Annotated in this window: 23 protein-coding genes; 7 read left to right on the top strand and 16 right to left on the bottom strand. The window is 62.5% G+C overall.

Annotation, left to right across the window (positions count from 1 at the left end):
- Positions 1-12 precede the first annotated feature (12 nt).
- The 5 genes from C4K38_RS28230 to leuS form a co-directional block, all read right to left on the bottom strand.
- Positions 13-1,335 carry a lytic murein transglycosylase gene (locus C4K38_RS28230; protein WP_053281072.1) on the bottom strand — a complete coding sequence of 441 codons (1,323 nt, stop codon included), beginning with the start codon at positions 1,333-1,335 and terminating at the stop codon, positions 13-15.
- Positions 1,336-1,396: 61 nt separating this feature from the next.
- The gene (gene arfA / locus C4K38_RS28225) at positions 1,397-1,558 is read right to left on the bottom strand and encodes an alternative ribosome rescue factor ArfA (RefSeq protein ID WP_007927093.1); all 162 of its coding nucleotides are present in this window, start codon (positions 1,556-1,558) and stop codon (positions 1,397-1,399) included.
- Positions 1,559-1,713: 155 nt separating this feature from the next.
- On the bottom strand, positions 1,714-2,751 hold the full coding sequence (gene holA, locus C4K38_RS28220) for a DNA polymerase III subunit delta (RefSeq protein ID WP_053281071.1): 1,038 nt from the start codon (positions 2,749-2,751) through the stop codon (positions 1,714-1,716).
- Positions 2,752-2,790: 39 nt separating this feature from the next.
- Positions 2,791-3,396, bottom strand: coding sequence for an LPS-assembly lipoprotein LptE (locus C4K38_RS28215; protein ID WP_025807686.1), 606 nt, complete (start codon positions 3,394-3,396; stop codon positions 2,791-2,793).
- Between the two features lie 88 nt (positions 3,397-3,484).
- A complete protein-coding gene (gene leuS, locus C4K38_RS28210; RefSeq protein WP_053281070.1) occupies positions 3,485-6,091 on the bottom strand; it encodes a leucine--tRNA ligase in 2,607 nt (868 codons plus the stop codon).
- 259 nt (positions 6,092-6,350) lie between these two features.
- Here leuS and C4K38_RS28205 point away from each other — a divergent pair, with 259 nt between their 5' ends.
- Both C4K38_RS28205 and C4K38_RS28200 read left to right on the top strand, forming a co-directional pair.
- Positions 6,351-6,671: a hypothetical protein gene (locus tag C4K38_RS28205; protein WP_053281069.1), complete on the top strand. Its 321-nt coding sequence runs from the start codon at positions 6,351-6,353 to the stop codon at positions 6,669-6,671.
- Positions 6,672-6,798: 127 nt separating this feature from the next.
- A complete protein-coding gene (locus C4K38_RS28200; RefSeq protein WP_053281068.1) occupies positions 6,799-7,569 on the top strand; it encodes a YdcF family protein in 771 nt (256 codons plus the stop codon).
- 70 nt (positions 7,570-7,639) lie between these two features.
- On the opposite strand, the gene lnt is transcribed toward C4K38_RS28200, so the two are convergent.
- From lnt to miaB, 5 genes are all read right to left on the bottom strand, one after another.
- The gene (gene lnt / locus C4K38_RS28195; protein WP_053281067.1) at positions 7,640-9,163 is read right to left on the bottom strand and encodes an apolipoprotein N-acyltransferase; all 1,524 of its coding nucleotides are present in this window, start codon (positions 9,161-9,163) and stop codon (positions 7,640-7,642) included.
- Positions 9,164-9,171: 8 nt separating this feature from the next.
- Positions 9,172-10,011: a CorC family transporter gene (locus tag C4K38_RS28190; RefSeq protein ID WP_007927086.1), complete on the bottom strand. Its 840-nt coding sequence runs from the start codon at positions 10,009-10,011 to the stop codon at positions 9,172-9,174.
- A gap of 5 nt (positions 10,012-10,016) precedes the next feature.
- Positions 10,017-10,511 carry an rRNA maturation RNase YbeY gene (gene ybeY, locus C4K38_RS28185; RefSeq protein ID WP_053281066.1) on the bottom strand — a complete coding sequence of 165 codons (495 nt, stop codon included), beginning with the start codon at positions 10,509-10,511 and terminating at the stop codon, positions 10,017-10,019.
- Positions 10,504-11,523, bottom strand: a complete 1,020-nt coding sequence (locus C4K38_RS28180; protein WP_025807675.1) for a PhoH family protein — start codon at positions 11,521-11,523, stop codon at positions 10,504-10,506. Before C4K38_RS28180 ends, ybeY begins: the two co-directional genes overlap by 8 nt.
- A gap of 178 nt (positions 11,524-11,701) precedes the next feature.
- Positions 11,702-13,030, bottom strand: coding sequence for a tRNA (N6-isopentenyl adenosine(37)-C2)-methylthiotransferase MiaB (gene miaB, locus C4K38_RS28175; RefSeq protein ID WP_025807673.1), 1,329 nt, complete (start codon positions 13,028-13,030; stop codon positions 11,702-11,704).
- A gap of 135 nt (positions 13,031-13,165) precedes the next feature.
- Between miaB and C4K38_RS28170 the strand changes: the two genes are divergently transcribed.
- Positions 13,166-13,492, top strand: coding sequence for a DUF1820 family protein (locus C4K38_RS28170; protein ID WP_007927079.1), 327 nt, complete (start codon positions 13,166-13,168; stop codon positions 13,490-13,492).
- 59 nt (positions 13,493-13,551) lie between these two features.
- On the opposite strand, the gene C4K38_RS28165 is transcribed toward C4K38_RS28170, so the two are convergent.
- The 4 genes from C4K38_RS28165 to C4K38_RS28150 all read right to left on the bottom strand — a co-directional run bounded on the left by C4K38_RS28165 (position 13,552) and on the right by C4K38_RS28150 (position 17,064).
- Positions 13,552-14,106: a tetratricopeptide repeat protein gene (locus tag C4K38_RS28165; protein ID WP_053281064.1), complete on the bottom strand. Its 555-nt coding sequence runs from the start codon at positions 14,104-14,106 to the stop codon at positions 13,552-13,554.
- 217 nt (positions 14,107-14,323) lie between these two features.
- Positions 14,324-15,607, bottom strand: coding sequence for a glutamate-1-semialdehyde 2,1-aminomutase (gene hemL, locus C4K38_RS28160; RefSeq protein ID WP_053281063.1), 1,284 nt, complete (start codon positions 15,605-15,607; stop codon positions 14,324-14,326).
- A gap of 24 nt (positions 15,608-15,631) precedes the next feature.
- A complete protein-coding gene (gene thiE, locus C4K38_RS28155) occupies positions 15,632-16,249 on the bottom strand; it encodes a thiamine phosphate synthase (protein WP_053281062.1) in 618 nt (205 codons plus the stop codon).
- Positions 16,250-16,266: 17 nt separating this feature from the next.
- Positions 16,267-17,064 carry a hydroxymethylpyrimidine/phosphomethylpyrimidine kinase gene (locus tag C4K38_RS28150; RefSeq protein ID WP_053281061.1) on the bottom strand — a complete coding sequence of 266 codons (798 nt, stop codon included), beginning with the start codon at positions 17,062-17,064 and terminating at the stop codon, positions 16,267-16,269.
- Positions 17,065-17,356: 292 nt separating this feature from the next.
- On the opposite strand from C4K38_RS28150, the gene C4K38_RS28145 reads away from it, so the two are divergent.
- The 4 genes from C4K38_RS28145 (at position 17,357) to C4K38_RS28130 (ending at position 23,789) form a co-directional block, all read left to right on the top strand.
- A complete protein-coding gene (locus C4K38_RS28145) occupies positions 17,357-19,738 on the top strand; it encodes a hybrid sensor histidine kinase/response regulator (RefSeq protein WP_053281060.1) in 2,382 nt (793 codons plus the stop codon).
- A 75-nt stretch (positions 19,739-19,813) separates the two neighbouring features.
- Entirely contained in the window at positions 19,814-21,463 is a 1,650-nt protein-coding gene (locus C4K38_RS28140) for an acyl-CoA dehydrogenase family protein (protein WP_053281059.1), read from the top strand.
- Positions 21,464-21,604: 141 nt separating this feature from the next.
- Positions 21,605-23,077: an AMP nucleosidase gene (amn, locus tag C4K38_RS28135; RefSeq protein ID WP_164487027.1), complete on the top strand. Its 1,473-nt coding sequence runs from the start codon at positions 21,605-21,607 to the stop codon at positions 23,075-23,077.
- A 70-nt stretch (positions 23,078-23,147) separates the two neighbouring features.
- On the top strand, positions 23,148-23,789 hold the full coding sequence (locus C4K38_RS28130; RefSeq protein WP_053281058.1) for a pseudouridine synthase: 642 nt from the start codon (positions 23,148-23,150) through the stop codon (positions 23,787-23,789).
- On the opposite strand, the gene C4K38_RS28125 is transcribed toward C4K38_RS28130, so the two are convergent.
- Positions 23,784-23,993, bottom strand: coding sequence for a DUF2788 domain-containing protein (locus C4K38_RS28125; protein ID WP_007927060.1), 210 nt, complete (start codon positions 23,991-23,993; stop codon positions 23,784-23,786). The genes C4K38_RS28130 and C4K38_RS28125 overlap by 6 nt on opposite strands.
- Before the next feature lie 223 nt (positions 23,994-24,216).
- On the bottom strand, positions 24,217-24,696 hold the full coding sequence (locus C4K38_RS28120) for an Lrp/AsnC family transcriptional regulator (RefSeq protein WP_009045772.1): 480 nt from the start codon (positions 24,694-24,696) through the stop codon (positions 24,217-24,219).
- Positions 24,697-24,867 lie beyond the last annotated feature (171 nt).

Here is a 24,867-nt window from a genome sequence, read left to right as displayed (position 1 = left end):
GCGCAGATCAGCTCAACGCGTGCGCAGGCTCTCCAGCAGCTTGTGGGTCGGGTAGCCGTCGGCCGGCCAGCCCAGCGATTGTTGCGCGCTGCGAATCGCCTTGCGGGTATTGGCGCCGATAATGCCGTCCGGGTTACCGGCATCGTAATTGTTGGCACTGAGCAGGTTCTGCAACTCGATACGCTCGGAGCGGCTGAGGGGCATGTCGTCCTTCGGCCAGATGCCGTTGATCAAGCCTGAACCGTTGAAGCGTTGCGACAGCAGGTTCACCGCCAGGGCATAGGACGAAGAGTTGTTGTACTTCAGAACGGCGCGGAAGTTGTCGAGGATCAGGAACGCCGGACCGCGATAACCCGCCGGCAGCAGCAAGGCCGCCGAAAGCTGCTCGGAACCGGCCGGAACGCTGGCGCCATTGGGCAGTTTCATGCCCAGGCGTAGCCATTCGGCCACCGGTTTACGGATCGCGCCGTCCGCCAGCGCATAGTCGAAGCCGTTTGCCAGTTCCACTTCGAAGCCCCATGGCTGGCCTTTCTGCCAGCCGGAGCTTTGCAGATAGTGCGCGGTCGAGGCCAGGGCGTCGGCCGGGCTGTTCCAGATGTCGCGGCGGCCATCACCGTCGAAGTCCACGGCGTGGGTGTTGTAGGTGGTTGGAATGAACTGGGTTTGCCCCATCGCGCCGGCCCAGGAGCCGAGCATCTTCTCGGGCTGGATGTCGCCGTGCTGGAGGATTTGCAGGGCGGCCAGCAGCTGGCTGTTGGCAAAGGCCGGGCGACGGCCTTCGTAGGCCAGGGTCGCGAGGGAGCGGATGACTGATTTATTGCCCTGGAACTCGCCGAAGTTGCTTTCCATGCCCCAGACCGCCACCAGTGCCTGGCGATCGACGCCATAACGCTGCTCGATCTGCTGCAGGATGTCGGCGTATTGATTGATCAGCGTCTGGCCCTTGCGCACGCGCAGCGGCGACAGGGCGCCGTCGAGGTACTCCCACACCGGCCGGGTGAATTCCGGCTGGCTGCGGTCGGCCTTGATCACACCCATGTCCGGGGTGATGCCGGCGAACACACGGTCGAAAAGATCGGCGCGGATCCCTGCGTTCAGTGCTTCGACCCGAAAGCCTGCCTGCCATTGGGCAAAGGTCTGGGTTGGCTGGATGTCCAGATTGTCGACGGCCAGCGGAGCGACGGTCGCAGGCGCGGCGAGAGGGGCGGCTTGAATGCTTTGGAGTGGCTGGGCATCGGCGGCGGTGGGTTTTTCCGCGCAGGCGACGAGCAGGGCAAGGCTGGAGGCAGCGATCAGTTGGCGCAGGTGCCAACGACGGGAAAGACAAAAGGGCATGCACAGGTCCAGAGAATACGAATCAGATACAGACCTTATCACGCCGGCGGGGTTCTCCGCTTTATGCAGCCAGAAAGTAAGAAGCCTCCCAGCTTTTAGACTGGAAGGCTTCGCGGCGGTAGCTGCCTTTGCCCTTGGCGGGTCGTTCCTGACGGCTGCGGAACAGGGGCTGGGCGATGATGGATTTGGCCTTGTTGGGGCCATGCTTGGATGGCTTGCTCATTTTGGGTTCTCGCTTGAGGTGGGTTTGCGCGGCAGATGATCGGTCAGCTTTACCCTGCTGTCCAGCCCCGCGATGTGTAGGGCTTTTCAGCAACTCTCGCCGATTCCTCCATTTCCTGTAGGAACGGGCTTGTTCGCTTCTGCAGGACGTTGGCTTTATTCGGCAGGGAGCGGCAGACGTTGTCCGGCCATCAGCAGCGACAGGCGGCTCAGGCTGCTCCAGGGCGAACCGGCGGCCTGCCCCTTGATCTGCGCATCGATACGCTGGGCATCGAGCAGCAATTGCGCCCAGCGCGGTGCGGAATAGCGCTGCAGGGCCTTGCTCATCAGCGGTTTGCGTTTGTCCCAGACGGGCGGACGGGCCTGGCTGAACACCTTGTCCAGCGGAGTGCCCTGGCTGTACTGCAACGACATATTGGCTAGCGCCCGCAGTTCCCGGGACAGCGCCCAGAGAATCACCGGAGGCTCGACACCTTCACCGCGCAGGCCTTCGAGCATGCGCAGGGCATGCGCCGCCTCGCCGTTGAGGATGGCGTCCACCAGCCCGAAAACGTCGAAGCGCGCGCTGTCGGCGACTGCCGCTTGCACGGTTTCCACCGTGATCTGGCCACCTTCGGCCATCAGCTTGAGCTTTTCGATTTCCTGGGCTGCCGCCAGCAGGTTGCCTTCGACCCTGGCCGCGATGAGTTCCACGGCGTCCTGGCTGGCGGAAAGCCCGGCCTGGGACAGGCGTTGGCGAATCCATTGCGGCAACTGGCTGGCATCCACTGGCCAGATCTGGATGAATTGGGTCTGCTCGCCGTCGATCAGGGCCTTGCCCCATTTGGTCTTTTGCGCGCTGCCATCGAGCTTGGGCAGGCTGATCAGCAGCAGGGTGTCTTCGGCCGGCCGTGAGCAATATTCGATGAAGGCCGCGGCGCCTTTGTCACCGGGCTTGCCCGAAGGCAGGCGCAGTTCCAGCAGGCGTTTTTCGGCGAACAGCGACATGCTTGCGCCGGCTTGCAGCAGCGTTCCCCAATCGAAATTGGCGTCGGCGCTGAATACCTGGCGTTCGTCGAAGCCCTGCTGGCGGGCGGCGCTGCGAATGGCATCGGCGGCCTCCTGGCACTGCAACGGGTCATCGCCACTGATGACGTAGACCGGTGCGAGCGTGCCTTGCAGGTGTTTGCCGAGTTGAGCGGGGGCGAGTTTCATAAGGAGGGGCAAGCGGGGCGCTTGAGCGCCCCGCAAGACTTACTGGTTCGGCAGCTGCATGGGCGACTGTTGCGGGGTTTCCGCCTCAGCCTTCTGCGCGGCTTCCAGCGCCTCGGCCTCGGCCTTGGCGCGGGCATCCGCGGTCTGCTGCAGTTGATCCAGCTGGGTCGGAGTCAGCAGTTGCAGGCGCAGCATCATGTTCTGCACCAGGTCGCGACGCATTTCCTTGCGCACTTCCAGCGACTCCTGGTCGGAACCCACCAGGTTGTTGCCGTCGTGGATGTAGACCTTCTGCACTTGCAGCTTGTCGCTGAGCAGGGTCAGGTTGTTCTGGCCCTGGATGTCGTAGTTCAGCACGGTGGTCATTTCATACTCGGCCGAACGACCGGCACCGGCGTAGCTCAGGCTGCGCTGGGATTCCTGTTCGCGGGTCAGCACCAGCTTGTAGGGCGCACCGGCATAGACCTTGACGCCACTGCTCTGCAGAACCTGGCGCAGCTGGGTCACGGTTTCGCCGTAAGCGTTACGCGCGCTCAGGTCGAGTTCCTTGATTGCCAGTTCGGTAGTGCCGGTACCGCGCAGCTGAAAGCCGCAGGCGCTCAGCAGTACGGCCAGGCCCATCACCAGGAGGTTGCGTTTGATCATCTTGTTGCTCCCCTTGAAACCATGTGGGCCGATAGGGCGGCCCTGGAGGTTTTATTCGGCGCCAGCCTTGGGCTGGCGCCTGATCCAATTAGCTAGCGACGATATTGACCAGCTTGCCAGGCACGACGATCACTTTACGAATCGTCAGGCCTTCGGTGAAGCGCAGCACGTTCTCGTTGCTCCGAGCGGCGGCTTCGACCTCTTCACGGCTGGCGCTGGCCGGCATTTCGATCTGGCCACGCAGTTTGCCATTCACTTGAATGACCAGCTGCAGGCTGTCCTGAACCAGGGCGTTCTCATCCAGCACCGGCCAGCCGGCGTCGATGATGGCGCCGTTGCGACCCAGCCGGCTCCATAGCTCGTGGCTGATGTGCGGGGTGATCGGCGCCAGCAGCAGGGCCACGGTTTCCAGGCCTTCCTGCAGCAGGGCGCGGTCCTGAGGGGTGGCTTGCGGTGCTTTTTCCAGCACGTTCATCAGCGTCATGACCTGAGCGATGGCGGTGTTGAATTTGTGGTTCTGACCGACGTCCTGGCTGGCTTGCTTGATCGCCAGGTGGATGGCGCGACGAATGACTTTCTGTTCGTCGTTCAGCGCAGCCAGCTCCAGTGTGCCCGGCAGGCCCTGGGCTACGTGAGACTGGGCCAGGCGCCAGACGCGTTTGAGGAAGCGGTGGGCACCCTCGACGCCGGAGTCGGACCATTCCAGGCTCATGTCAGGCGGCGAAGCGAACATCATGAACAGGCGGCAGGTGTCCGCGCCGTACTGATCGATCATCGACTGAGGGTCGACGCCATTGTTCTTCGACTTGGCCATTTTCTCGGTACCGCCGATTTCCACCGGCAGGCCGTCGCTGATCAGCTTGGCTCCGACGATCTTGGCCTTGCTGTCACGCTCCAGCTCGACATCGGCCGGGTTGTACCAGGTGTAGGCACCGTTGGCTTCGCGGCGGTAGTAGGTTTCGGCGACCACCATGCCTTGCGTCAGCAGGTTCTTGAACGGCTCGTTGGAGCTGACCAGGCCCTCGTCGCGCATCAGCTTGTGGAAGAAGCGGGCGTAGAGCAGGTGCAGGATCGCGTGTTCGATACCGCCGATGTACTGGTCTACCGGCAGCCAGTGGTTGGCTGCAGCTGGGTCGACCAGGCCACCCTCGTATTTTGGCGAGGCGTAGCGGGCGTAGTACCACGAGGACTCGACGAAGGTGTCCATGGTGTCGGTTTCACGCTTGGCAGGCTTGCCGCATTTCGGGCAGTTGCACTCGTAGAACTCGGGCATGCGCGCCAGTGGCGAACCGGCGCCATCCGGCACCACGTCTTCCGGCAGTACTACCGGCAGTTGGTCTTCCGGTACCGGTACATCGCCGCAGCTGTCGCAGTGGATGATCGGGATCGGGCAGCCCCAGTAGCGCTGGCGGCTGATGCCCCAGTCGCGCAGGCGGAACTGGGTACGGGATTGGCCGAGGTTCTTCTTCAGCAGGGCCACTTCGATGGCGTCGAAGGCGCCGGCAAAATCCAGGCCGTTGAACTCGCCGGAGTTGATCAGTTCACCGTGCTCGCCGTAGGCGTCCTGCCAAGGCGCAGGCGTTTCATCGCCAGCGCTGGTACGCACCACGTTCTTGATCGGCAGGTTGTACTGGGTGGCGAATTCGTAATCGCGCTCGTCGTGCGCCGGAACGGCCATCACCGCGCCATCGCCGTAGTGCATCAGCACGTAGTTAGCGACCCATACCGGGAGTTTTTCACCGGTCAACGGGTGCTCGACGAACAGCGAAGTCGGCAGGCCTTTCTTCTCTTGAGTGGCGATGTCGGCTTCGGCGACGCTGCCGCCCTTGCACTCGGCGATAAAGGCTTGCAGCGCCGGATCGTTCTGCGCCGCCAGGGTGGCCAGCGGGTGTTCGGCGGCCACGGCAACGTAGGTCGCGCCCATCAGGGTGTCAGGGCGGGTGGTGAAGACTTTCAGTGCGCCCGCTTCGCCGATGGAGGCCTGGTCGTAGGGGAATTGCACTTCCATGCCACGGGATTTACCGATCCAGTTGCGTTGCATGGTCTTGACCTGCTCGGGCCAGCCCGGCAGCTCGTCGAGACTCTCCAGCAGTTCATCCGCGTAGGCGGTGATCTTGAAGTAGTACATCGGGATTTCGCGTTTTTCGATCAGCGCGCCGGAGCGCCAGCCGCGACCGTCGATCACCTGTTCGTTGGCCAGAACGGTCTGGTCGACCGGGTCCCAGTTCACGGTGCCATTTTTGCGGTAGATCACGCCTTTTTCGAACAGGCGAGTGAACAGCCATTGTTCCCAGCGGTAGTAGTCCGGCTTGCAGGTCGTGACCTCGCGGGACCAGTCCACCGCCAGGCCCAGGCTACGCAGCTGGGATTTCATGTAGGCGATGTTTTCGTAGGTCCACTTGGCCGGCGCGACGTTGTTCTTCATCGCGGCGTTTTCCGCCGGCATGCCGAAGGCGTCCCAACCCATGGGTTGCAGCACGTTCTTGCCTTGCATGCGCTGGTAGCGGGAGATCACGTCGCCGATGGTGTAGTTACGCACGTGCCCCATGTGTAGCTTGCCGCTGGGGTAAGGGAACATCGACAGGCAGTAGTAAGTTTCCTTGCCTGGCTGTTCACTGACTTCAAAGGACTTTTGCTCATCCCAGAATGACTGGGCGGCGGCTTCGATTTCACGGGGCTGATAGTGTTCGTGCATGGCTACTTTTGAACTGAATAGGGGTGGCCTAATCCTCTTCAATGCAACGTTGGGCGGTGATGACGCCAGATATGGCGTTTTCGCGACCCAGTCGAGCTGGAAGTGGAGTTACAGGAAGCGCCGTAGCATACATGACCGCGCTCTACCGAGGGAAACCCTGATTACGCGCCGTGGGCCGTTGGTCGCGGCACCCTGCCGGTTTCGGCAGTACGACTAAGCTCAAAAAGGGGAGTGAGTCTTACTTTCATGAGGTGAATGGATGGTTGAGTCGCAGCGAAAAGTTATAAAACCCGAGTTGTACGAACGATTGATAGATCGTCTGGCTTTGGCCCTGGACGCAGCGAGAACAGCAGGGAGCTTGCGTAATGAGCGTCCTGCGGAGTTGGAGTTGCGGGGACTGAGTCATGCCGAGCTCGAGGTGATCAAGGCCTATCTGGATCGTAGTGAGCGTGAGACGCAATTGAGCGTGCTCGAATGCCTGAGGCACGAAGTGACTCCACATTCGGCCAAGGTCATCTGGTTGAAAGACAAGGTGCCCGCCCGGGATGCGGTAAAGGTCCGGTCCCTGCAGTTCAAATGAGTCTGCGCCGCCCATTCGGGCATCTGCGCAGCGTCAACGCCGCGTACCTTGTGCGTGAAATCTGTTTCGTATCTGTTGTTGCTTTGCTTTTACCCACTTAGGCTTCGAGCATCTTTGGAGATGCTCGATGCCTTTTCGTTATTTCGTCAAACAACTGCTCCTGCCGCCAGGCCTTCTGTTGCTGCTGCTTCTGTTCGCCTGGTGGTTTCGTCGCTCTAGGCCGCGATTGGCCGGTGCGTGCTTTGCTCTCGGACTGGGCGGGTTCTGGCTGATGAGCCTGCCTGTGATGGTGGAGTGGGGCGCCAGTGCCCTGGAGACTGAGCCGGCGCTGACGCAAAGCCAGTGGTTGACCCTGGCCGAACAGGCCGATGCGATCGTGGTGCTGGGCTCGGGGCGGGAGCGTGGCGATCCGGCCTGGGGCAGCGACCAGCCGACCGGGGTCGGGCTTGAGCGCCAGCGTTACGCGGCGCGCCTGGCCAAGGCTTCCGGGTTACCGATCCTGACCAGCGGAGGCCTGCACTACGGCACGCCGCCCACGGAAGCGGCATTGATGGCCGAGTCGCTGCTGAACGATTTCGACGTGAAGGTGCGCTGGCAGGAAGGGCGCAGCCGCACGACCTGGGAGAACGCCCAATTCACTGCGCAAGTGCTGGAGCCGCAAGGTGTCAAACGTATAGTGCTGGTCACCCAGGCCTGGCATATGCAGCGGGCTGTCTGGAGTTTCGAGCAGGCAGGATTCACCGTGGTGCCGGCGCCGGTGGGATTCCTGGGGGTGGATAACGCCAGGCCGCTGGGCGGCTGGATGCCGGAGTTCAAGTCGATCTGGCAGAGCGGCCAGTTGCTGAACGAGGCGGTGGGGCTGGTGGGCTACAAACTGTTTTATCGTGGAGAGGACTAGATTCATCTCGAGCCAGCCCGCTCCCGCAGGAATCGTAAATCCTTGGTGCGAGCGAGCTGGTGCGATGAGGTCAGATGGTCTTGGCGATCCGGCTGGCCAGCAGGGCCCAGCCGAATAGCAAGACGCTCACAATGATCAGTGGCCACGAGCGCCACTGCAGGTAAGGTGTCAGGTTGTGCATCGGCACCACTTCGCCGTACAGGATCCCGCGTTCGAACTGTGGAATCTGCACGGTGATCTTGCCGAATGGATCGATCAGGCCGGTCACCCCGTTGTTGGTGGCGCGGATCATCCAGCGGCCGGCTTCCAGGGCACGCATCTGGGCCATCTGCAAATGTTGCAGCGGGCCGATCGAAGTGCCGAACCAGGTGTCGTTGCTGATGGTCAGCAGCAGGTCGCTACGGGCTGACAGGCCGGCGGCGAATTCCGGGTAAACCACCTCGTAGCAGATGAACGGCGCAATCTGGTAGCCCTTGGCTTGCAGCAAAGGCTGGTCGGCAGGGCCACGGGCGAAATCCGACATGGGCAGGTCGAAGAACGCGATCAGGCCGCGCAACAGGTCTTGCAGGGGCACGTACTCACCGAATGGCACGAGCTTCTGCTTGAGGTACTCGCCATCGCCTTCGCCAACCACGGTAATGCCGTTGAAGTAGCGTTTCTGGTGGTGCACTTCCTGGCGGATCGGTACGCCGGTGATCAGCGCCGAATGCCGGTCGGCGGCGAAGTTGCCCATCATGTTCAGATAACCTTCGGCCGACTCCTTGAGCACGGGCACCGCGGTTTCCGGCCACACCAGCAGGTCCACGCGCTTGGAGCTGAAACTCATGTCGCGGTACAGCGCCAGCTGGGAGTTGAGTTGCGCGGGGTCCCATTTCAGGCTCTGTTCGATATTGCCCTGGATCGCCGCCACGGTCAGCGGTTCGCCCGATGGACTGGTCCAGGCATGTCCCTTGAGCGTGATGCCGATCACCCAGGGGGCGACCAGGAGCACCAGGCCGGCGGCGATAAAACCTTTGCGTCCGGCGCGGACCAGGCCGGGCAGGTTGTAGAGCAGGGCGGCGGTCAGCGCCAGGGTAAAGGAAATCAGCCACATGCCACCCAGCGGGGCCAGGCCAGCCAGAGGGCCGTCGAGCTGACTGTAGCCGGAGTAGAGCCAGGGGAAACCCGTCAGGAACCAGCCGCGGAAGGCTTCCTGGCCCACCCAGAGGGCAGCGAAGGCCAGGGCATCGGCGAGGGGCGCCTCATTGCGGCGCAGCCAGCGTGCCCAGAGCCAGGCCGGCAGGGCGAAAAAGAACGCGATGGCGGCAATGAAGGCCAGCATCAGCAAGCTGGCCAGCAGCACCGAGGCGCCACCGTAGGTATGGATGCTGACGTAGATCCAGCTGGTGCCGGCGGCAAACAGGCCGAAGCCGAAACACCAGCCGCGCCACAGCGCCTGACGCGGGCTCAGCTCGCGCAGGCCGGCATAAAAGAAGCCAACCGCCAGCAGTGCCAGCGGCCAGATGTCGTACGGCGCCAGGGCCAGGGTGGTGATTGCGCCAGCCGCCATGGCCAGCAGGTTACCGGGCCAGCCGGGGCGGGTTAAGCGCAGCATGTCGATCCTTAGCGGGGGATAGGCGTTAGTCGCAGCAGATGAATCCGACGGCTGTCGGCATTCAGGATACGGAAGCGATAGGCACCGATTTCGGTGATTTCGTTGCGTTTAGGCAGGTGCCCGAACGCGCTCATCACCAGGCCGCCGACGGTGTCGAACTCGTCGTCGGAGAACTCGCTGTCGAAGAACTCGTTGAAGTTCTCGATCGGCGTCAGCGCCTTGATCAGGAAATCGCCGCTCGGCAGCGGCTTGATGTAGCTGTCTTCCTCGACGTCGTGCTCGTCTTCGATGTCGCCGACGATCTGTTCCAGCACGTCTTCGATGGTCACCAGCCCCGCCACGCCGCCGTATTCGTCGATGACGATGGCCATGTGGTTGTGGTTAGCGCGGAACTCGCGCAGCAGCACGTTCAGGCGCTTGGACTCGGGCACGAAGGTCGCCGGGCGCAGCAGATCCTTGATGTTGAAGCTGTCGCCGTTCTCCTTGAGGATCAGCGGCAGCAGGTCCTTGGCCAGCAGAACACCCATGACGTCGTCATGGCTTTCGCCGATCACCGGATAACGCGAGTGCGCGGAATCGAGGACGGACGGCAGGAATTCGCGGGGAGTCTGGGTCGCCTTGATGCTGATCATCTGCGAGCGCGGAACCATGATGTCCCGTACCTGCAGGTCAGCGACCTGGATGGCGCCTTCGACGATGGCCAGCGCTTCGCTGTCCAGCAACTTGTTCTGATGGGCTTCGCGCAGCAGCTCCAGCAGCTCCTGGCGGTTTTTCGGCTCATGGGCAAAAGCCTGGGTCAGTTTACCCAGCCACGACTTTTGCCCGCTGCTCGATCGGTCTTCGCTCATAGCGATTACTCTAAATCCTTGGTTGTTACAGATGGATGTTCTTCGGTTTCGTCGTCCGCATAAGGGTCGGGATGACCCAGTTCTGCAAGCAACGTTCGTTCCAGTGCTTCCATTTCTTCGGCTTCGTCGTCATCTATGTGGTCGTAACCCAATAGATGCAAGCAGCCGTGAATCACCAGATGGGCCCAGTGGGCCTGGAGGTCCTTGCCTTGTTCGGCGGCTTCGCGCTCGACTACTTCGACGCAGATCACCAGGTCGCCGAGCAATGGAATGTCCAGCAGCTCGTCCGGCACGTCGGCGGGGAACGACAGTACGTTGGTAGCGTAGTCCTTCTGCCGCCAGGTGCGGTTCAGTTCGCGGCCTTCGGGCTCGTCCACCAAGCGTATGGTCAGTTCCGAGTCGGCCGTGCGCTGGAGCAGGGCCAGCTCACACCATTGGCGGAACAGGGCTTCGCTGGGAGCAGGCTTGTCGCTTGCCAGTTGCAGATCAAGCTCAAGCATCGTGGCGATTGCCTTTTTCCGCGGCGGACTGGGCGGACTCGTCGGCCACGCGCTGCTCGAAGCGCTCGTAGGCTTCGACGATGCGTTGCACCAGCGGATGGCGCACCACGTCCTTGGGCATGAAGTGAGTGAAGCTGATGCCCGGGACGTCCTTGAGTACGTTGATCACGTGGGCCAGGCCGGACTTGGTGCCCTTGGGCAGGTCGACCTGGGTGATGTCGCCCGTGATCACGGCGGTGGAGCCGAAGCCGATCCGGGTCAGGAACATCTTCATCTGCTCGACTGTGGTGTTCTGGCTTTCGTCGAGGATGATGAAACTGTTGTTCAGCGTACGGCCGCGCATGTAGGCCAGCGGAGCAATCTCGATGACCTGGCGCTCGATCAGCTTGGCGACGTGTTCGAAGCCGAGCATTTCATACAGCGCGTCATACAACGGGCGCAGGTACGGGTCGATCTTCTGGGCCAGGTCGCCAGGCAGGAAGCCGAGCTTTTCGCCGGCTTCGACCGCTGGACGCACCAGCAGGATACGCCGTACCTGTTCGCGCTCCAGTGCGTCTACCGCACAGGCCACGGCCAGGTAGGTCTTGCCGGTACCGGCCGGGCCGATGCCGAAGTTGATGTCGTTGCCGAGGATTTCCTTGACGTAGCGCTGCTGATTCAAGCCGCGTGGGCGAATCATGCCTTTTTTGGTGCGCAGGGCCACGGCCGCTTCGGCGACTGGGTGATTGTTCAGTTCTTCGACAGCGGATTCCTGGAGGAACAGGTGCACCATGTCCGGCGACAGCTCGGTACCCTTGGTTTCCCGGTACAGGCGGCGCAGGAGGTTTTCCGCGGAGGTGGTGTGCTTGGGTTCGCCGATCAGTTCGAACTGATTGCCGCGGTTGCGGATCTCGATGGTCAGGCGCTGCTCGATCAAGCGCAAATGCTCGTCGAATTGCCCGCACAGATTGGCGAAGCGGCGAGCCTCAAAGGGCTCGAGGATGAAACGATGTGGTTCTATGGGTGCGTTCAAGGTCGTTTTTTAGCCGCCCAACGGCAATAAAGGATGAATTCAAGGATAACGCCAGTGGCCTGGGTACGAAAGCTCTTATACGAAGCAATGTCTTTCGCCACATTTTCCTTGGGAGCCGGCTTTCCGGCGATGGCGTGCCCGAGGCCGCTACCGCTGGTCAGCCAGCATCGGCAGGAGATTATTGCAGCAGCGATCCGCGCAGCGAGTGAGGCTGGGCGGAGTCGATGTGCACATCGGCAAATTGACCGATCAGCGTGGGATTGTCGCAGCGGAAGTTGACGATACGGTTGTTCTCGGTCCGCCCCTGCAGTTCGCCCGGGTCTTTCTTCGAGTAGTCGGTGACCAGGATGCGCTGGATCGAGCCGACCATCTGTCGGCTGATTTCGAACCCTTGTTGATTCAGCCGGTGTTGCAGGGCGTTCAGGCGTTCCTTTTTCAACTCTTCCGGGGTGTCGTCCGCCAGATCGGCCGCTGGGGTGCCCGGACGTTGGCTGTAGACGAACGAATAGGAGAAGTCGAAGCCGACGTCTTCGATCAGCTTCATGGTCTGTTCGAAGTCTTTTTCGGTCTCGCCGGGGAAACCGACGATGAAGTCCGAGCTGATGCAAATGCCCGGCACGGCGGCGCGCAGTTTGCGCAGCTTGGATTTGTATTCCAGCGCTGTGTGGTTGCGCTTCATGGCTGCGAGAATCCGGTCGGAGCCCGACTGCACTGGCAAGTGCAGGTGTTTCACCAGTTCCGGCACTTCGGCGTGGGCCTGGATCAGGCTGTCGGAGAACTCCAGCGGATGGGAGGTGGTGTAGCGGATGCGCTCGATGCCATCGACCGCCGCGACCACGCGGATCAGTTCGGCGAGGTCGGCCAGGCGGCCATCATGGGTCTGGCCACGGTAGCCGTTGACGTTCTGCCCCAGCAGGGTGACTTCGCGCACGCCGTTTTCCGCCAGGTGGATGATTTCGGAGATCACGTCGTCGAACGGCCGGCTGACTTCCTCGCCACGGGTGTAAGGCACCACGCAGAAGGTGCAGTACTTGCTGCAGCCTTCCATTACCGAAACATAGGCACTCGGGCCGTCGATGCGCGGCTCTGGCAGATGGTCGAATTTTTCGATTTCCGGGAACGAGACGTCGACCTGCGGCAGCTTGCTGCTGCGGGCGGCATCGATCATTTCCGGCAGGCGGTGCAGGGTCTGCGGGCCGAAGACCACGTCGACGTACGGCGCCCGGTCACGGATGGCCGCGCCTTCCTGGCTGGCCACGCAACCGCCGACGGCGATGACCATTTCCGGGTTGGCCAGCTTCAGCTCGCGCCAGCGCCCCAGTTGGGAGTACACCCGGTCCTGGGCCCGTTCGCGGATCGAGCAGGTGTTGAGCAGAATGACGTCCGCGTCTTCGGCGCGGGCGGTGACTTCCAGGGCCTGGTGTTCACCCAGCAGATCGACCATGCGCGAGCTGTCGTACTCGTTCATCTGGCAACCGTGGGTTTCTATGTAAAGCTTCTTGGCCATGGAAGGGGTCATCACGTGATTCAAAGAACCGCGCATTATAGGGAACATGCTCCGAGGTTCCTACCGCTGCGCGTCCGGTGGCTATGCTATAGTTCGCGCCCTCTTTTATATCCCCCGATGTGTTACCCGCCCACCATGACCAAACGTGAAGCTCCAATCTACAAGGTGATTTTCCTCAACCAGGGACAGGTGTTCGAAATGTACGCCAAGCAGATCTATCAAAGTGATCTGTGGGGTTTCCTGGAGGTGGAAGAGTTCGTCTTTGGCGAGCGCACGCAAGTGGTCGTCGATCCGAGCGAAGAGAAGCTCAAGGCCCAGTTCGAAGGCGTGGTGCGCAGCTTTGTGCCGATGCATTCGATCGTGCGCATCGATGAGGTCGAGCGCCTGGGTACGCCGAAGATCAGCGAGGCGCGTGGCGTGAGCAACGTCATGCCGTTTCCGATGCCGATGCCTGAGAAGTAAAAGGGCTGTATCGAGAGGCGCGTTGTATTCCGTCGCGAGCAGGCTTGCTCGCGATGTATTCAAGGCAGGGGTGAGAAGGGCGAACGCCCGTCGGCGCTCTGCAATTCCATCAGGTATTTGCGGAAAATCTGCCCCAGCACCTGGGTGGCGACTTCCAGCTCGTCGCGCTGCATGTGCTCGGCCACTTCGTCGGCCGTGTCCAGTGCCTCTTCGGCGCCATTGACCGCCGCCATCTTCAGCACGATATAGGCCTGAACGTTGTTGGCCGGTACGCCTTCGCCGTGGAAAAACATGGTGCCGAGCTTGAATTGCGCCTGGGCGTGGCCTTGCAGCGAGGCCTTTTCAAAGTAGCTGAGGGCCTGATTGAGATCGCGCGGGGTATTTTTACCTTCGTAGTAGAACTCGCCCAACTCGTATTGCGCTTGCGCATCCCCTTCGTCAGCCGCCTTCTGGCAGACCGTCAGGGCCTCGGACAGATCTTGTGACTGAGTATTGAGGGTGCAGCGACCCATCGCTGGGATCAACAACGAGTTGCCGCCTGCTTGTGCGTGCGCGAGCAGGGGCTGAAGGAGCAACAGGCAGCCCAGTGCAAGGGCGCGGCCGGTGCGGTTCATGGGAATCGACTTACCTCTGAAGGGCGCGCGGACCCATCGAGGGATCCAATAAGCGCGCATTATGAAATAAGCAGGGCCAACCTTACAAAGTCTTTACTCGTTTTTCTGCTGCGCGGACGCGATATCCGCCGCTTTCGGGGCTGTTTCGGGAGTTGGGGCGCGAATGCAGCGTAAAACCGGCGCCAGGAAGTGCTGGCGCCGGGTTTTACGGGGAAGGTTATTTCAGGGCGGCGAAAGCGCGTTCGGCCGCGTCCAGGGTCAGCTTCAGCTCGGCGTCACCGTGGGCGATCGAGGTGAAGCCGGCTTCGAAGGCACTCGGGGCCAGGTAGACACCGCCTTCGAGCATCAGGTGGAAGAAGCGTTTGAACAGATTGGCATCGCTGGCCATTACGTCGTCGAAGGTGACGATGTTGTCGGCGCCGCTGAAGTACAGGCCGAACATGCCGCCCGCCTGGGTGGTCACGAACGGGATGCCGGCGGCGTCAGCGCGTTGCTGCAGGCCGTCGAGCAGGCGGCTGGTGTAGTCGCTCAGCTCGGCGTGGAAGCCCGGGCGGCTGATCAGGCGCAGGGTGGTCAGGCCGGCGGCCATGGCCAGCGGGTTGCCCGACAGGGTGCCGGCCTGGTAGACCGGGCCCAGCGGCGCGATGTGTTCCATGATCTGGCGTTTGCCGCCGAAGCAGCCCACCGGCATGCCGCCGCCGATGATCTTGCCGAAGGTGGACAGGTCCGGGGTCACCCCGTAGTGCGCCTGGGCGCCGCCCAGGGCGACGCGGAAACCGGTCATCACTTCGTCGAAGATCAGCACCACGCCGTGCTTGTCGCACAGGCTGCGCAGGCCTTCGAGAAAACCCGGGGCCGGTGGCACGCAGTTCATGTTGCCGGCCACGGGCTCGACGATGATGCAGGCCACTTCCTGGCCGACTTCGGCGAGCATCTTCTCGACCGCGTCGATGTCGTTGAACGGCAGGGTCAGGGTGTGTTTGGCGAAGGCCGCCGGTACGCCGGCCGAGCTAGGCACGCCCTGGGTCAGCGCGCCGGAGCCGGCCTTGACCAGCAGGCTGTCGGAGTGGCCGTGGTAGCAGCCTTCGAACTTGATGATGCTGTCGCGGCCGGTGAAACCACGGGCCAGGCGGATCGCGCTCATGGTCGCTTCGGTGCCGGAGCTGACCATGCGCACCATTTCCATCGACGGCACGATGGAGCAGACCAGGTCGGCCATTTCGGTTTCCATGGCGGTCGGGGCGCCATAGGACAGACCGTGTTCCAGCTGTTTGCGCACCGCGTCCAGCACGTCCGGGTGGCTGTGGCCGAGGATCATCGGCCCCCAGGAGCCAACGTAGTCCACATAGCGCTTGTCGTCTTCGTCGGTGACGTAGGCGCCTTCGGCGTGCTTGAAGAACAGCGGTGTGCCGCCCACGCTCTTGAACGCACGCACGGGCGAGTTCACGCCACCGGGGATGTGTTTCTGGGCATTGGCAAACAGGGTTTCGGAACGAGACATGATCGGACTCTCGGAAATCAGCGGTTAGAAGAGGGTGTTGAAGGCGCGGGCGCGGCGGGTCACTTCCTGGACGCTGTCGGCGCCGAACAGGCCATGGACCACGGCCAGCAGGTCGACGCCATGGGCGACCAGCGGTGCGGCGTTCTCCAGGGTGATGCCGCCGATCGCGCAGATCGGCAGGTGCAGCCTGGCGCGGGCCTGGTCCAGCAGTTCCAGGTTGGCCATCGGTGCGCCGGGCTTGGTGTTGGAATTGAAGAAGCGACCGAAGGCGACATAGCTGGCGCCTTCCTTGGCGGCTTGTTCGGCCAGCTCCAGCTGGGCGTGACAGGTCGAGCCGATGATCGCCTGGCGGCCAAGCAGGGCGCGGGCTGGAGTTAGCGGACCGTCGGTCTGGCCCAGGTGCACGCCGACGCCGATGCGCGCGGCCAATTCGGCGTCGTCGTTGATGATCAGTTGGGTCTTGTAGCGCTCGCACAAGCTGTGCAGGGCTTCGGCTTCGCGCAGGCGGCGAGCCTCGTCGCTGCTCTTGTCGCGGTATTGCAGGAGGGTCACGCCACCGTCGAGCGCCGCCTCCACGTACTGCAGGAACTTGCCGGCCAACAGTTGGCTGTCGGTAATGGCATACAGGCCACGTAGTTTCATCGAGCGAGCCTCATGGCTTACGAGCAGAAGTCCAGCGGCAGGCGGCGCGGTACGAACTGGCCTTGGCCCAGTTGCTCGGCGTCGCGCAGGGTGCGCCAGGTGTAATCGAGGGCCGACTTCACGGCGCTGGCCAGGCTTTCGCCCTGGGCCAGGCGTCCGGCCAGGGCGCTGGCCAGGGTGCAGCCGGAACCGTGATAGCTGCCCGGCAGCCGCTGGCAGGTGTAGGTGTGACGGCTGCCGTCGCGGTTGTACAGGCGATTATGCACTTCGTGCTCGTCGCCATGGCCGCCGGTGATCAGCAGGTGCTTGACGAACGGCAGGAGTTTTTCCGCGCACTGGTCCGCGCTGCCTTCGGGCAATTCGGCGAGGATCCGTGCCTCAGGAAGGTTCGGGGTGGCGATGGTCGCCAGTGGCAGCAGGCGCTCACGCATGGCGTAACCGACCTCGTCCTTGCCCAGGCGTCCACCGCCGCCGGCGCGCAATACCGGGTCGCAGACCATCGGCAGGTGTGGGTGTGCCTGCAACAGCTCGACCACGGTGTCGACCATTTCCAGCGAGCCGAGCATGCCCAGCTTGACCGCGGCGACCCTGGAGTCGTTGAGCACGGCGTTGGCCTGGGCCAGCACCCACTCGCGATCCAGCACACGGAAGTCGCTGACGTTGACCGTATCCTGCACGGTCAGCGCGGTCACAGCGGGAGCTGCATGGCAACCCTGGGCGAGCAGGGCTTCGATATCTGCCTGCAGGCCGGCGCCACCACTGGGGTCGTGGCCGGAGAGACAGAGGACAACGGGGCGAGAGCTGTAGATATTCATGGTGCGCGAGCTTACCACCAAACGTCTTTTTTGCACGGCTCCTCGCGCGTTGGCCGGGGCTGGTTTTTCCACCTTGCCGGCAAGTTGACCGAGGCAACAGCTCTAGATCAATAGATAGCGCTGAAACGCCCGTTCTAGAGCCTTTAAACTAAAACTTTTCATGGTGTTCTTTGGCCGCCAACGGCTATGCTAGAGTGGATCCAAACCAATAACAGGTCATGCCGGTTTCACGTCTACTCAAAGGGAAATGGGGGGCTTCCTGACACCACCGGACAGGCCACGCTGGGGCTTTATGCGCTATTTGCTGATGTTGCTGTTGAGCTTGCCGATGCTGGCTGGCGCGGTCGAGTTCGACGAGTTCACCCAAAGCCTGCCCTTGGGTCGGGTGATGCAGGTGTTTGAAGACGCGAGTGGTCAGGCAACGATCGCGGATGTCAGTTCACCGGCCATGGCCGGCAGTTTCAAAGCCCATGACAAGCCCACCCTCAACGCCGGTTACTCCCGCTCGGCATTCTGGCTGAAAATCAACCTCAGCTACCGTCCCGCCAACCCCTCCATACGACACACCTGGCTGCTGGAACTGGCTTATCCGCCGCTCGATCATCTGGAGCTGTATCTGCCCGATGAGGCCGGTGGCTACCGTCTGGCCCAGCGCACCGGCGATGCCTTGCCGTTCGACAGCCGGCAGATCCGCCAGAACAATTACCTGTTCGACCTGAGCTTCGCGCCCTACGAGCAAAAGACCCTGTTCCTGCGCCTGCAGAGCCAGGGCTCGGTCCAGGCGCCGGTGACGCTCTGGTCCAGCACGGCGTATCTGGAAGCACAGCCGGTGCGCCTGTATGTGCTCGGCCTGATCTACGGCGTGCTGCTGGGGATGCTGGTCTACAACCTGTTCATTTACCTGAGCGTGCGCGACACCAGTTACCTCTATTACATCCTCTACATCGCCTCGTTCGGGCTGTACCAGCTGTCGGTGAACGGCGCCGCGGTGGAGTACTTCTGGCCGGACAATCCCTGGTGGGCCAACGCGGCGACTCCATTTTTCATTGGTGCGGCGGCCTTGTTCGGCAGCCAGTTCGCCCGCAGTTTCCTGCAGACCGCCCGCCACAGCCGCTGGGTCGATCGCCTGCTGCTGGTGCTGATCCTGTGCAGCGCCGTGGTGGTGGCCCTGTCGCTGATGACCAGCTACGCCCTGGCGTTGCGCCTGGCCACGGCCCTGGCGCTGATCTTTACCGTGGTGATCTTCGTCTCCGGCATCGTCGCCTGGTGCCGCGGCATGCGGGTGGCGCGTTACTTCATCATCGCCTGGTCGGCGTTCCTGGTGGGCGGGATCGTCAATACCCTGATGGTGCTGGGCTATCTGCCGAATATGTTCCTGACCATGTATTCCAGCCAGATCGGTTCGGCCATCGAAGTGGCGCTGTTATCGCTAGCCCTGGCCGACCGCATCAACTCGATGCGCGAGCAGCAGGCCCAGACCCTGTTCGATGCCGGGCAGAAGCTCGAAGTACTCAACCAGCAGTTGGCCCACAGCAACCGGCTCAAGGATGAATTCCTCGCCACCCTGACCCATGAACTGCGCACGCCAATGAATGGTGTGATCGGTTCCCTGGAGCTGATGCAGACCGTCGATCTCGACCCGGAACTGGAGCAATACCAGCAGACCGCCGCCGGTTCGGCCCGGGACATGATGCGCATGGTCAACGGCATCCTGACCCTGACCGAGCTGCAGGCCGGCAAGCTCAGCGCCCAACGCGAGACCTTCAGCCTGCGTTCGCTGCTCGATGCCTTGCTGGGCCAGTTTTCCGCCAACGCCTCGGCCAAGGGGCTGGGCTTCGATGTCGACCTGGCCGCCGGGCTGCCCGATCGGCTGTTGGGCGATCGCGGCAAGTTGAGCCAGTGCCTGGAGTGCCTGCTGGACAATGCCATCAAGTTCACCCGGGTGGGCGGCCTGGTCCTGCGCGTGACCGGCAAACCGGTGGCGCCGGGACGGATGGCGATGACCTTCGCGGTGATCGACACCGGCATCGGTTTCGTCAATCTCGATGAGGCTTCGTTGTATCAGCGTTTCTTCCAGCTCGATGGTTCGATGACCCGGGAATACGGCGGGCTGGGCGTGGGGCTGGCGATCTGTCGGCAGCTGGTGGATCTGTTGGGTGGCCATCTGACCCACGAATCGGAGTCGGGGCGCGGCAGCTGCTTCCGCCTGGAAGTAACCTTCGATCTGGACGGCGAGCAGCCGATGGCTCCCCAGCCGGCCCTGCGTGTCCGCTCCACCCGACGCATGCCACAGGATTGCAGCGTGCTGCTGGTGGACGACAACAGCATCAATCAACTGGTGATCCGCGGCATGCTGCTCAAGCTGGGGTATCAGGTGCGCACGGCCGAGAACGCTCGCACCGCGCTGGCGTTGTTGCGCCGAGAGTCGGTGGACGCGGTATTGCTCGATTGCCAGATCGAGCAGGCCGAGGCGCTCAAACTGTGCGACCAGGTGCATGGCATGCCGGGTTGTGCCGGGTTGCCGGTGCTACTGGTATCGGCCTCGACGCATGGTCTGGATGCTGAGCGCTGCCTGCTCGATTACCTCTCCTGGCCGGTGAAATTCGAAGAGCTGCAAAGCGTTCTGGCGCGTCGGGTGCTGGCTCCGGAACAGGGCGAAAGCGCCGGCATTTAGGCGGGTATGCCACTTTGTTCGTCGGGGAGGGGGTGCTTAACTGAGGTTCTGGCACACCCCTCAAGGAGCCCCGACATGAACCTGCACCAGTTCGCCGAGACCCACGAAGTCACCAACCAGCCACCCTCCCTGGACGGTACCAACCTCTATCGAATCGATCTGCCGTTGCAGGAGTGGGCACGGCGTTTCGGCGCCGGCTGGGCCGAATCGCGGATCGACGCCTACGGTGCCCTGGCCGGTGGGCCGTTGATGGAGGCGGGGTTCCTGGCCAACCAGAACAAGCCGGTGTTCACCAGCCATGATCGTTACGGGCATCGCCTCGACCTGGTGGAGTTTCACCCGGCGTATCATGAGCTGATGCGTACCGCTATCGAGCACGGCCTGACGTCCTTGCCCTGGACTCATCCGCAGGCAGGGGCGCATGTCGCCCGCGCGGCCATGTCCTATCTGCATAGCCAGGCCGAAGCCGGTAGCGGTTGCCCGCTGACCATGACCTTCGCCTGTGTGCCGGCGCTGAAGCTGCAGCCGGATCTCGCCGAGCAATGGCTGCCGAAAGTCCTCGCCACCGAATATGACCCGCGCAATGTCGGCATGGCCCACAAGGCCGGCGTCACCATCGGCATGGCGATGACCGAGAAACAGGGCGGTACCGATGTGCGCGCCAACACCACCAAGGCGTATCCGGTGGGCGCTACGGGGCCGGGGCAGGCCTATGAACTGGTGGGCCACAAATGGTTCTGTTCGGCGCCGATGTGCGACGCCTTCCTGACCCTGGCTCAGACCGAAAAAGGCCTGACCTGCTTCCTGTTGCCTCGCCATCGCCCGGACGACAGCCGCAACCAGTTCTATATCCAGCGTCTGAAAAACAAGCTCGGCAACTGCTCTAATGCCTCCAGCGAAGTGGAGTTCCGTGGCGCTCTGGCGTGGATGATTGGTGAAGAAGGGCGCGGTGTGCCGACCATCATCGAGATGGTGGCCATGACCCGCTTCGATTGCATGGTCGGCTCCAGCTCGCTGATGCGCCAGGCCCTGACCCAGGCCAGCCATCACTGTGCCCATCGGCTGGTGGGCGGTCGGGTGCTCAGCGAGCAACCCTTGATGCAGAACGTACTGGCCGACCTGGCGCTGGAAAGCGAGGCGGCTCTGGCCTTGAGCCTGCGCATGGGTCGCGCGCTGGACAACCTGGATGATCCGCAAGAAGCAATGTTCTCGCGACTGGTGACGGCGGTGGGCAAATACTGGATCTGCAAGCGGGCCCCGGCAATGATCAACGAGGCCGCCGAGTGCATGGGCGGTGCGGGTTATGTCGAGGAGAGCATCCTGCCGCGGCTGTACCGCGAAGCACCGGTCAACTCGACCTGGGAAGGCTCCGGCAACGTGCAGTGCCTGGACGTGCTGCGCGCCTTGTCCAAGGAGCCGGGCGTGCTCGATGCCTTGTTCGCCGAGCTGGGCGACGGTCATGGCGACAAGCGCCTGGCCGCCCATATCGTCAATCTGAAAGGCGCCTTCCGCGACACTGACGACATTCAGTACCGCGCCCGCCAGTTGACCGAAGACATCGCCCTGGGCCTGCAGGCCAAGCTGCTGCTGGAGGCTGGCAACGCGGCGGTCAGCGATGCCTTTATCGCCAGTCGCCTGGGCTCGGCGGGACGGGTCTACGGCACCTTGCCGCGGGGCCTGGATGTGGAGGCGATAGTCGCGCGCTCGACCCCGACAGGCTTCTGATCAATCTTCAGGCGAGAGGGTGCGCCCGGTTCTTGTTCGTGATGAGGATCGCGAGCAAGAACCTGACGGCCCGGGCCATTCCACTGTTCCCGTGAGACGGCGTTGCAGGCAAGATGAAGGCCTGCAAGATCAGAACACAGGATGCTTATCGTGACCGAAGCTTTTATTGTTGTTCAAACCGCCGAGCAAGCCGTGGACCGGCTTGCCGCTTTGCATGAGCGGGCCACCACGTCGCTGAGCCAGGCGCTCAAGCGTTACCTCAAGGATCGCGTCGAACCGGATGCCGAGCAGCGCGCCCTGTTCCGTTACCCGGAATTGCGCCTGACCTATCTCTGTCAGGGCGAAGTTCCACAGACCACCCGGGCCTACGCCAAGGTCCAGTTGCCGGGCACCTACAGCGTCACGGTCACCCATCCCGCCGCCTTCCGTAAGTACCTGCTGGAACAGCTGATACCACTGATGCACGACTTCACCGTGACCGTGGAAGTGGGCGTCAGCGAGCAGAACATCCCGTATCCGTACGTGGTCGAGCAGGGCGATGAACTGGCCGGTTCCGGCGTCACCGCCGCGGTGCTGGCGCGGGTATTCCCCAGCACCGACCTGTCCGCCGCCACCGACGGCATCGCTGACGGGCTGTACGATTGGGAAAACACCCATCCGCTGCCCCTGGCGCTGTTCGATGCCGCGCGGGTGGATTTCTCCCTGCGCCGCCTGGTGCACTACACCGGCAGCGACTGGCGCCATGTGCAGCCATGGATCCTGCTGACCAACTACCACCGCTATGTCGACCAGTTCATCACCCACGGCCTGGAGCAGCTGCGCAGCGATCCGAGGTTCGTGCGCATGGTCCTGCCGGGCAATGTGATCATCGAGAAGGGCATGGACCACGGCGAGGCTTCATCGATCGCCGCCGGGGTGGTCTGGCACCGCTACCAGATGCCGGCTTATCACCTGCAGGCCAGCGACGGCCACGGCGTGACCCTGGTGAACATCGGCGTCGGCCCGTCCAATGCCAAGAACATCACCGACCACCTGGCGGTATTGCGTCCGCACTGCTGGCTGATGATCGGCCACTGCGGTGGCCTGCGGCAGTCGCAGACCATCGGCGACTACGTGCTGGCCCACGCCTACATGCGTCGCGACGGCATTCTCGATCGCGTGGTGCCGCCGAATATCCCGATTCCGGCTCTGGCCGAAGTGCAGTTGGCCTTGCAGCAGGCCGCCGCCAACGTCACCGGCGAGAAGGGCGACGATCTGAAAAAACGCCTGCGCACCGGTACCGTGCTGACCTACGACGACCGTAACTGGGAGTTGCGCTGGGCCCAGGAGCGTCCGCTGATCAACCTGTCCCGCGCCGTGGCGGTGGACATGGAAAGCGGCACCATCGCCGCCCAGGGTTATCGTTTGCGGGTGCCATACGGCACTTTGCTCTGCGTCTCGGACAAGCCGTTGCACAGCGAAATCAAGCTGCCGGGTTCGGCCAACGCCTTTTATGAGCGCGCGGTCAGCCAGCACCTGAAGATCGGTATTGCTGCGGTGGACCTGCTGCGTACCGAGCTCAATTCGCTGCACTCGCGCAAGCTGCGCAGCTTCGACGAGCCGCCGTTCCGCTGATCGCGGGATGGTCATTTAACGGTCGGGCCACTAGCATGGTCGGCCCTGACCGTTAGATGTTCTTTTCGCCATGTCTCGTCCTCCGCGTCCCGCTTCCCGCCGCCCTGGCGTGAAGAGTCCTTCGTCTTCTGCCGCGCCGCGCCGTGTTGCCAAAGCGCCACCGGCCGAGCCGAAGCTGATTCTGTTCAATAAACCCTTCGACGTGCTGACCCAGTTCAGCGACGGCGAAGGGCGGGCGACCCTCAAGGACTTCATCGCGATACCCGGCATCTACCCGGCCGGCCGCCTGGACCGCGACAGCGAAGGCTTGTTGCTGCTGACCAACGATGGCCAGTTGCAGGCGCGTATCGCCGATCCCAAGCACAAGCTGGCCAAGACCTATTGGGTGCAGGTGGAAGGCGAGCCCACGGCCGAGCAGTTGCAGCGTCTGCGCGATGGCGTGGAATTGAATGACGGCATGACCCTGCCGGCCGAAGCCCGGCAGCTGGAGGAGCCGCAGCTGTGGCCGCGCAACCCGCCGGTGCGCTTTCGCAAGAGCGTGCCCACCAGCTGGCTGGAATTGATCATTCGTGAAGGGCGCAATCGCCAGGTACGGCGCATGACCGCTGCCGTGGGCTTGCCGACATTGCGCCTGGTGCGGGTCAGGATCGGTGACTGGACGATCGACGGGCTCGACCAGGGCCAGTGGAAGGAGGTTCCGGCGCGCTTATAAGGCGCCGGATTCGATCAGGCCGATCACCACGCTCTTGATGATGAACGCGGCCACGCCCAGGCCCAGGACGAAGAACAGGATGAACGAGCCGAAACGGCCGGCCTTGGACTTCTTCGCCAGATCCCAGACGATGAAGGCCATGAAAATGATCAGGATGGTCACCAGACCGGTCATCATCCACTCTTCGAATACTGCAGGATCCATCGAACATCTCCAGCGCAGGCAAGGCTAAAAGGCGGGGGCGAGTATACGCCAAGGGGCCGCGGCCGGGCATTGATCCGGGTGCGCTTCGTCGTCACACCGTTGGGGGGCTTCTGTAGGAGCGAAGCTTGCTCGCGATAAATGTTCCTGACTACACATCGGCTGCAACCGAACGCCCCTGTCGCGAGCAAGAACTGGGCGTCTCCCTTGCTCCTACAGATACAGGTCAGTTGCGCAGGTGAGTCAGCGGCAGTTCGGTGCTGTTGAGTACCTGGTTGAGCACGAAGCTGGAGCGTACGCTGGTCACGCCTTCGATACGGGTCAGATGGCCCAGCAGCAGTTTCTGGTAGTGGTCCATGTCCGGCACCACCACCTTGAGCTGGTAGTCGGCGTCCATCCCGGTCACCAGGCTGCATTCGAGGACCTGCGGCAGGCTGCGGATCGCCGCCTCGAAGTTCTCGAAACGCTCGGGGGTGTGGCGGTCCATGCCGATCAGCACGTAGGCGGTGAGGCTCAGGCCGAGCATCTTGCGGTCCAGCAGGGCGACCTGGCGGGAAATATAGCCGTCGTCTTCCAGTTGCTTGACTCGACGCGAGCACGGCGAAGGCGACAGGCCGATACGTTCGGCCAGTTCCTGATTGGAGATGCGGGCGTCGCGCTGCAATTCCGCCAAAATGCTGAGGTCGTATCGGTCGAGTTTGCTCATGGATCAGGCCTTTGTCATAACTATTGCGCGATATTATCTATCCTGAGTTAAAAATTGCGCAAGTCATGTTTATTAGAGCAATCTTCGCAATCCTCTGTCGACGCGTCAGGCCTATTCTTATCACCAGAATCACTGCCCGGACATAGAGTCCACTGCGGCCCGCCGAATCAG

Source organism: Pseudomonas chlororaphis subsp. piscium (assembly GCF_003850345.1).
Taxonomy (GTDB): domain Bacteria; phylum Pseudomonadota; class Gammaproteobacteria; order Pseudomonadales; family Pseudomonadaceae; genus Aquipseudomonas; species Aquipseudomonas piscium.
This window is presented reverse-complemented; position numbering and strand designations above follow the sequence as displayed.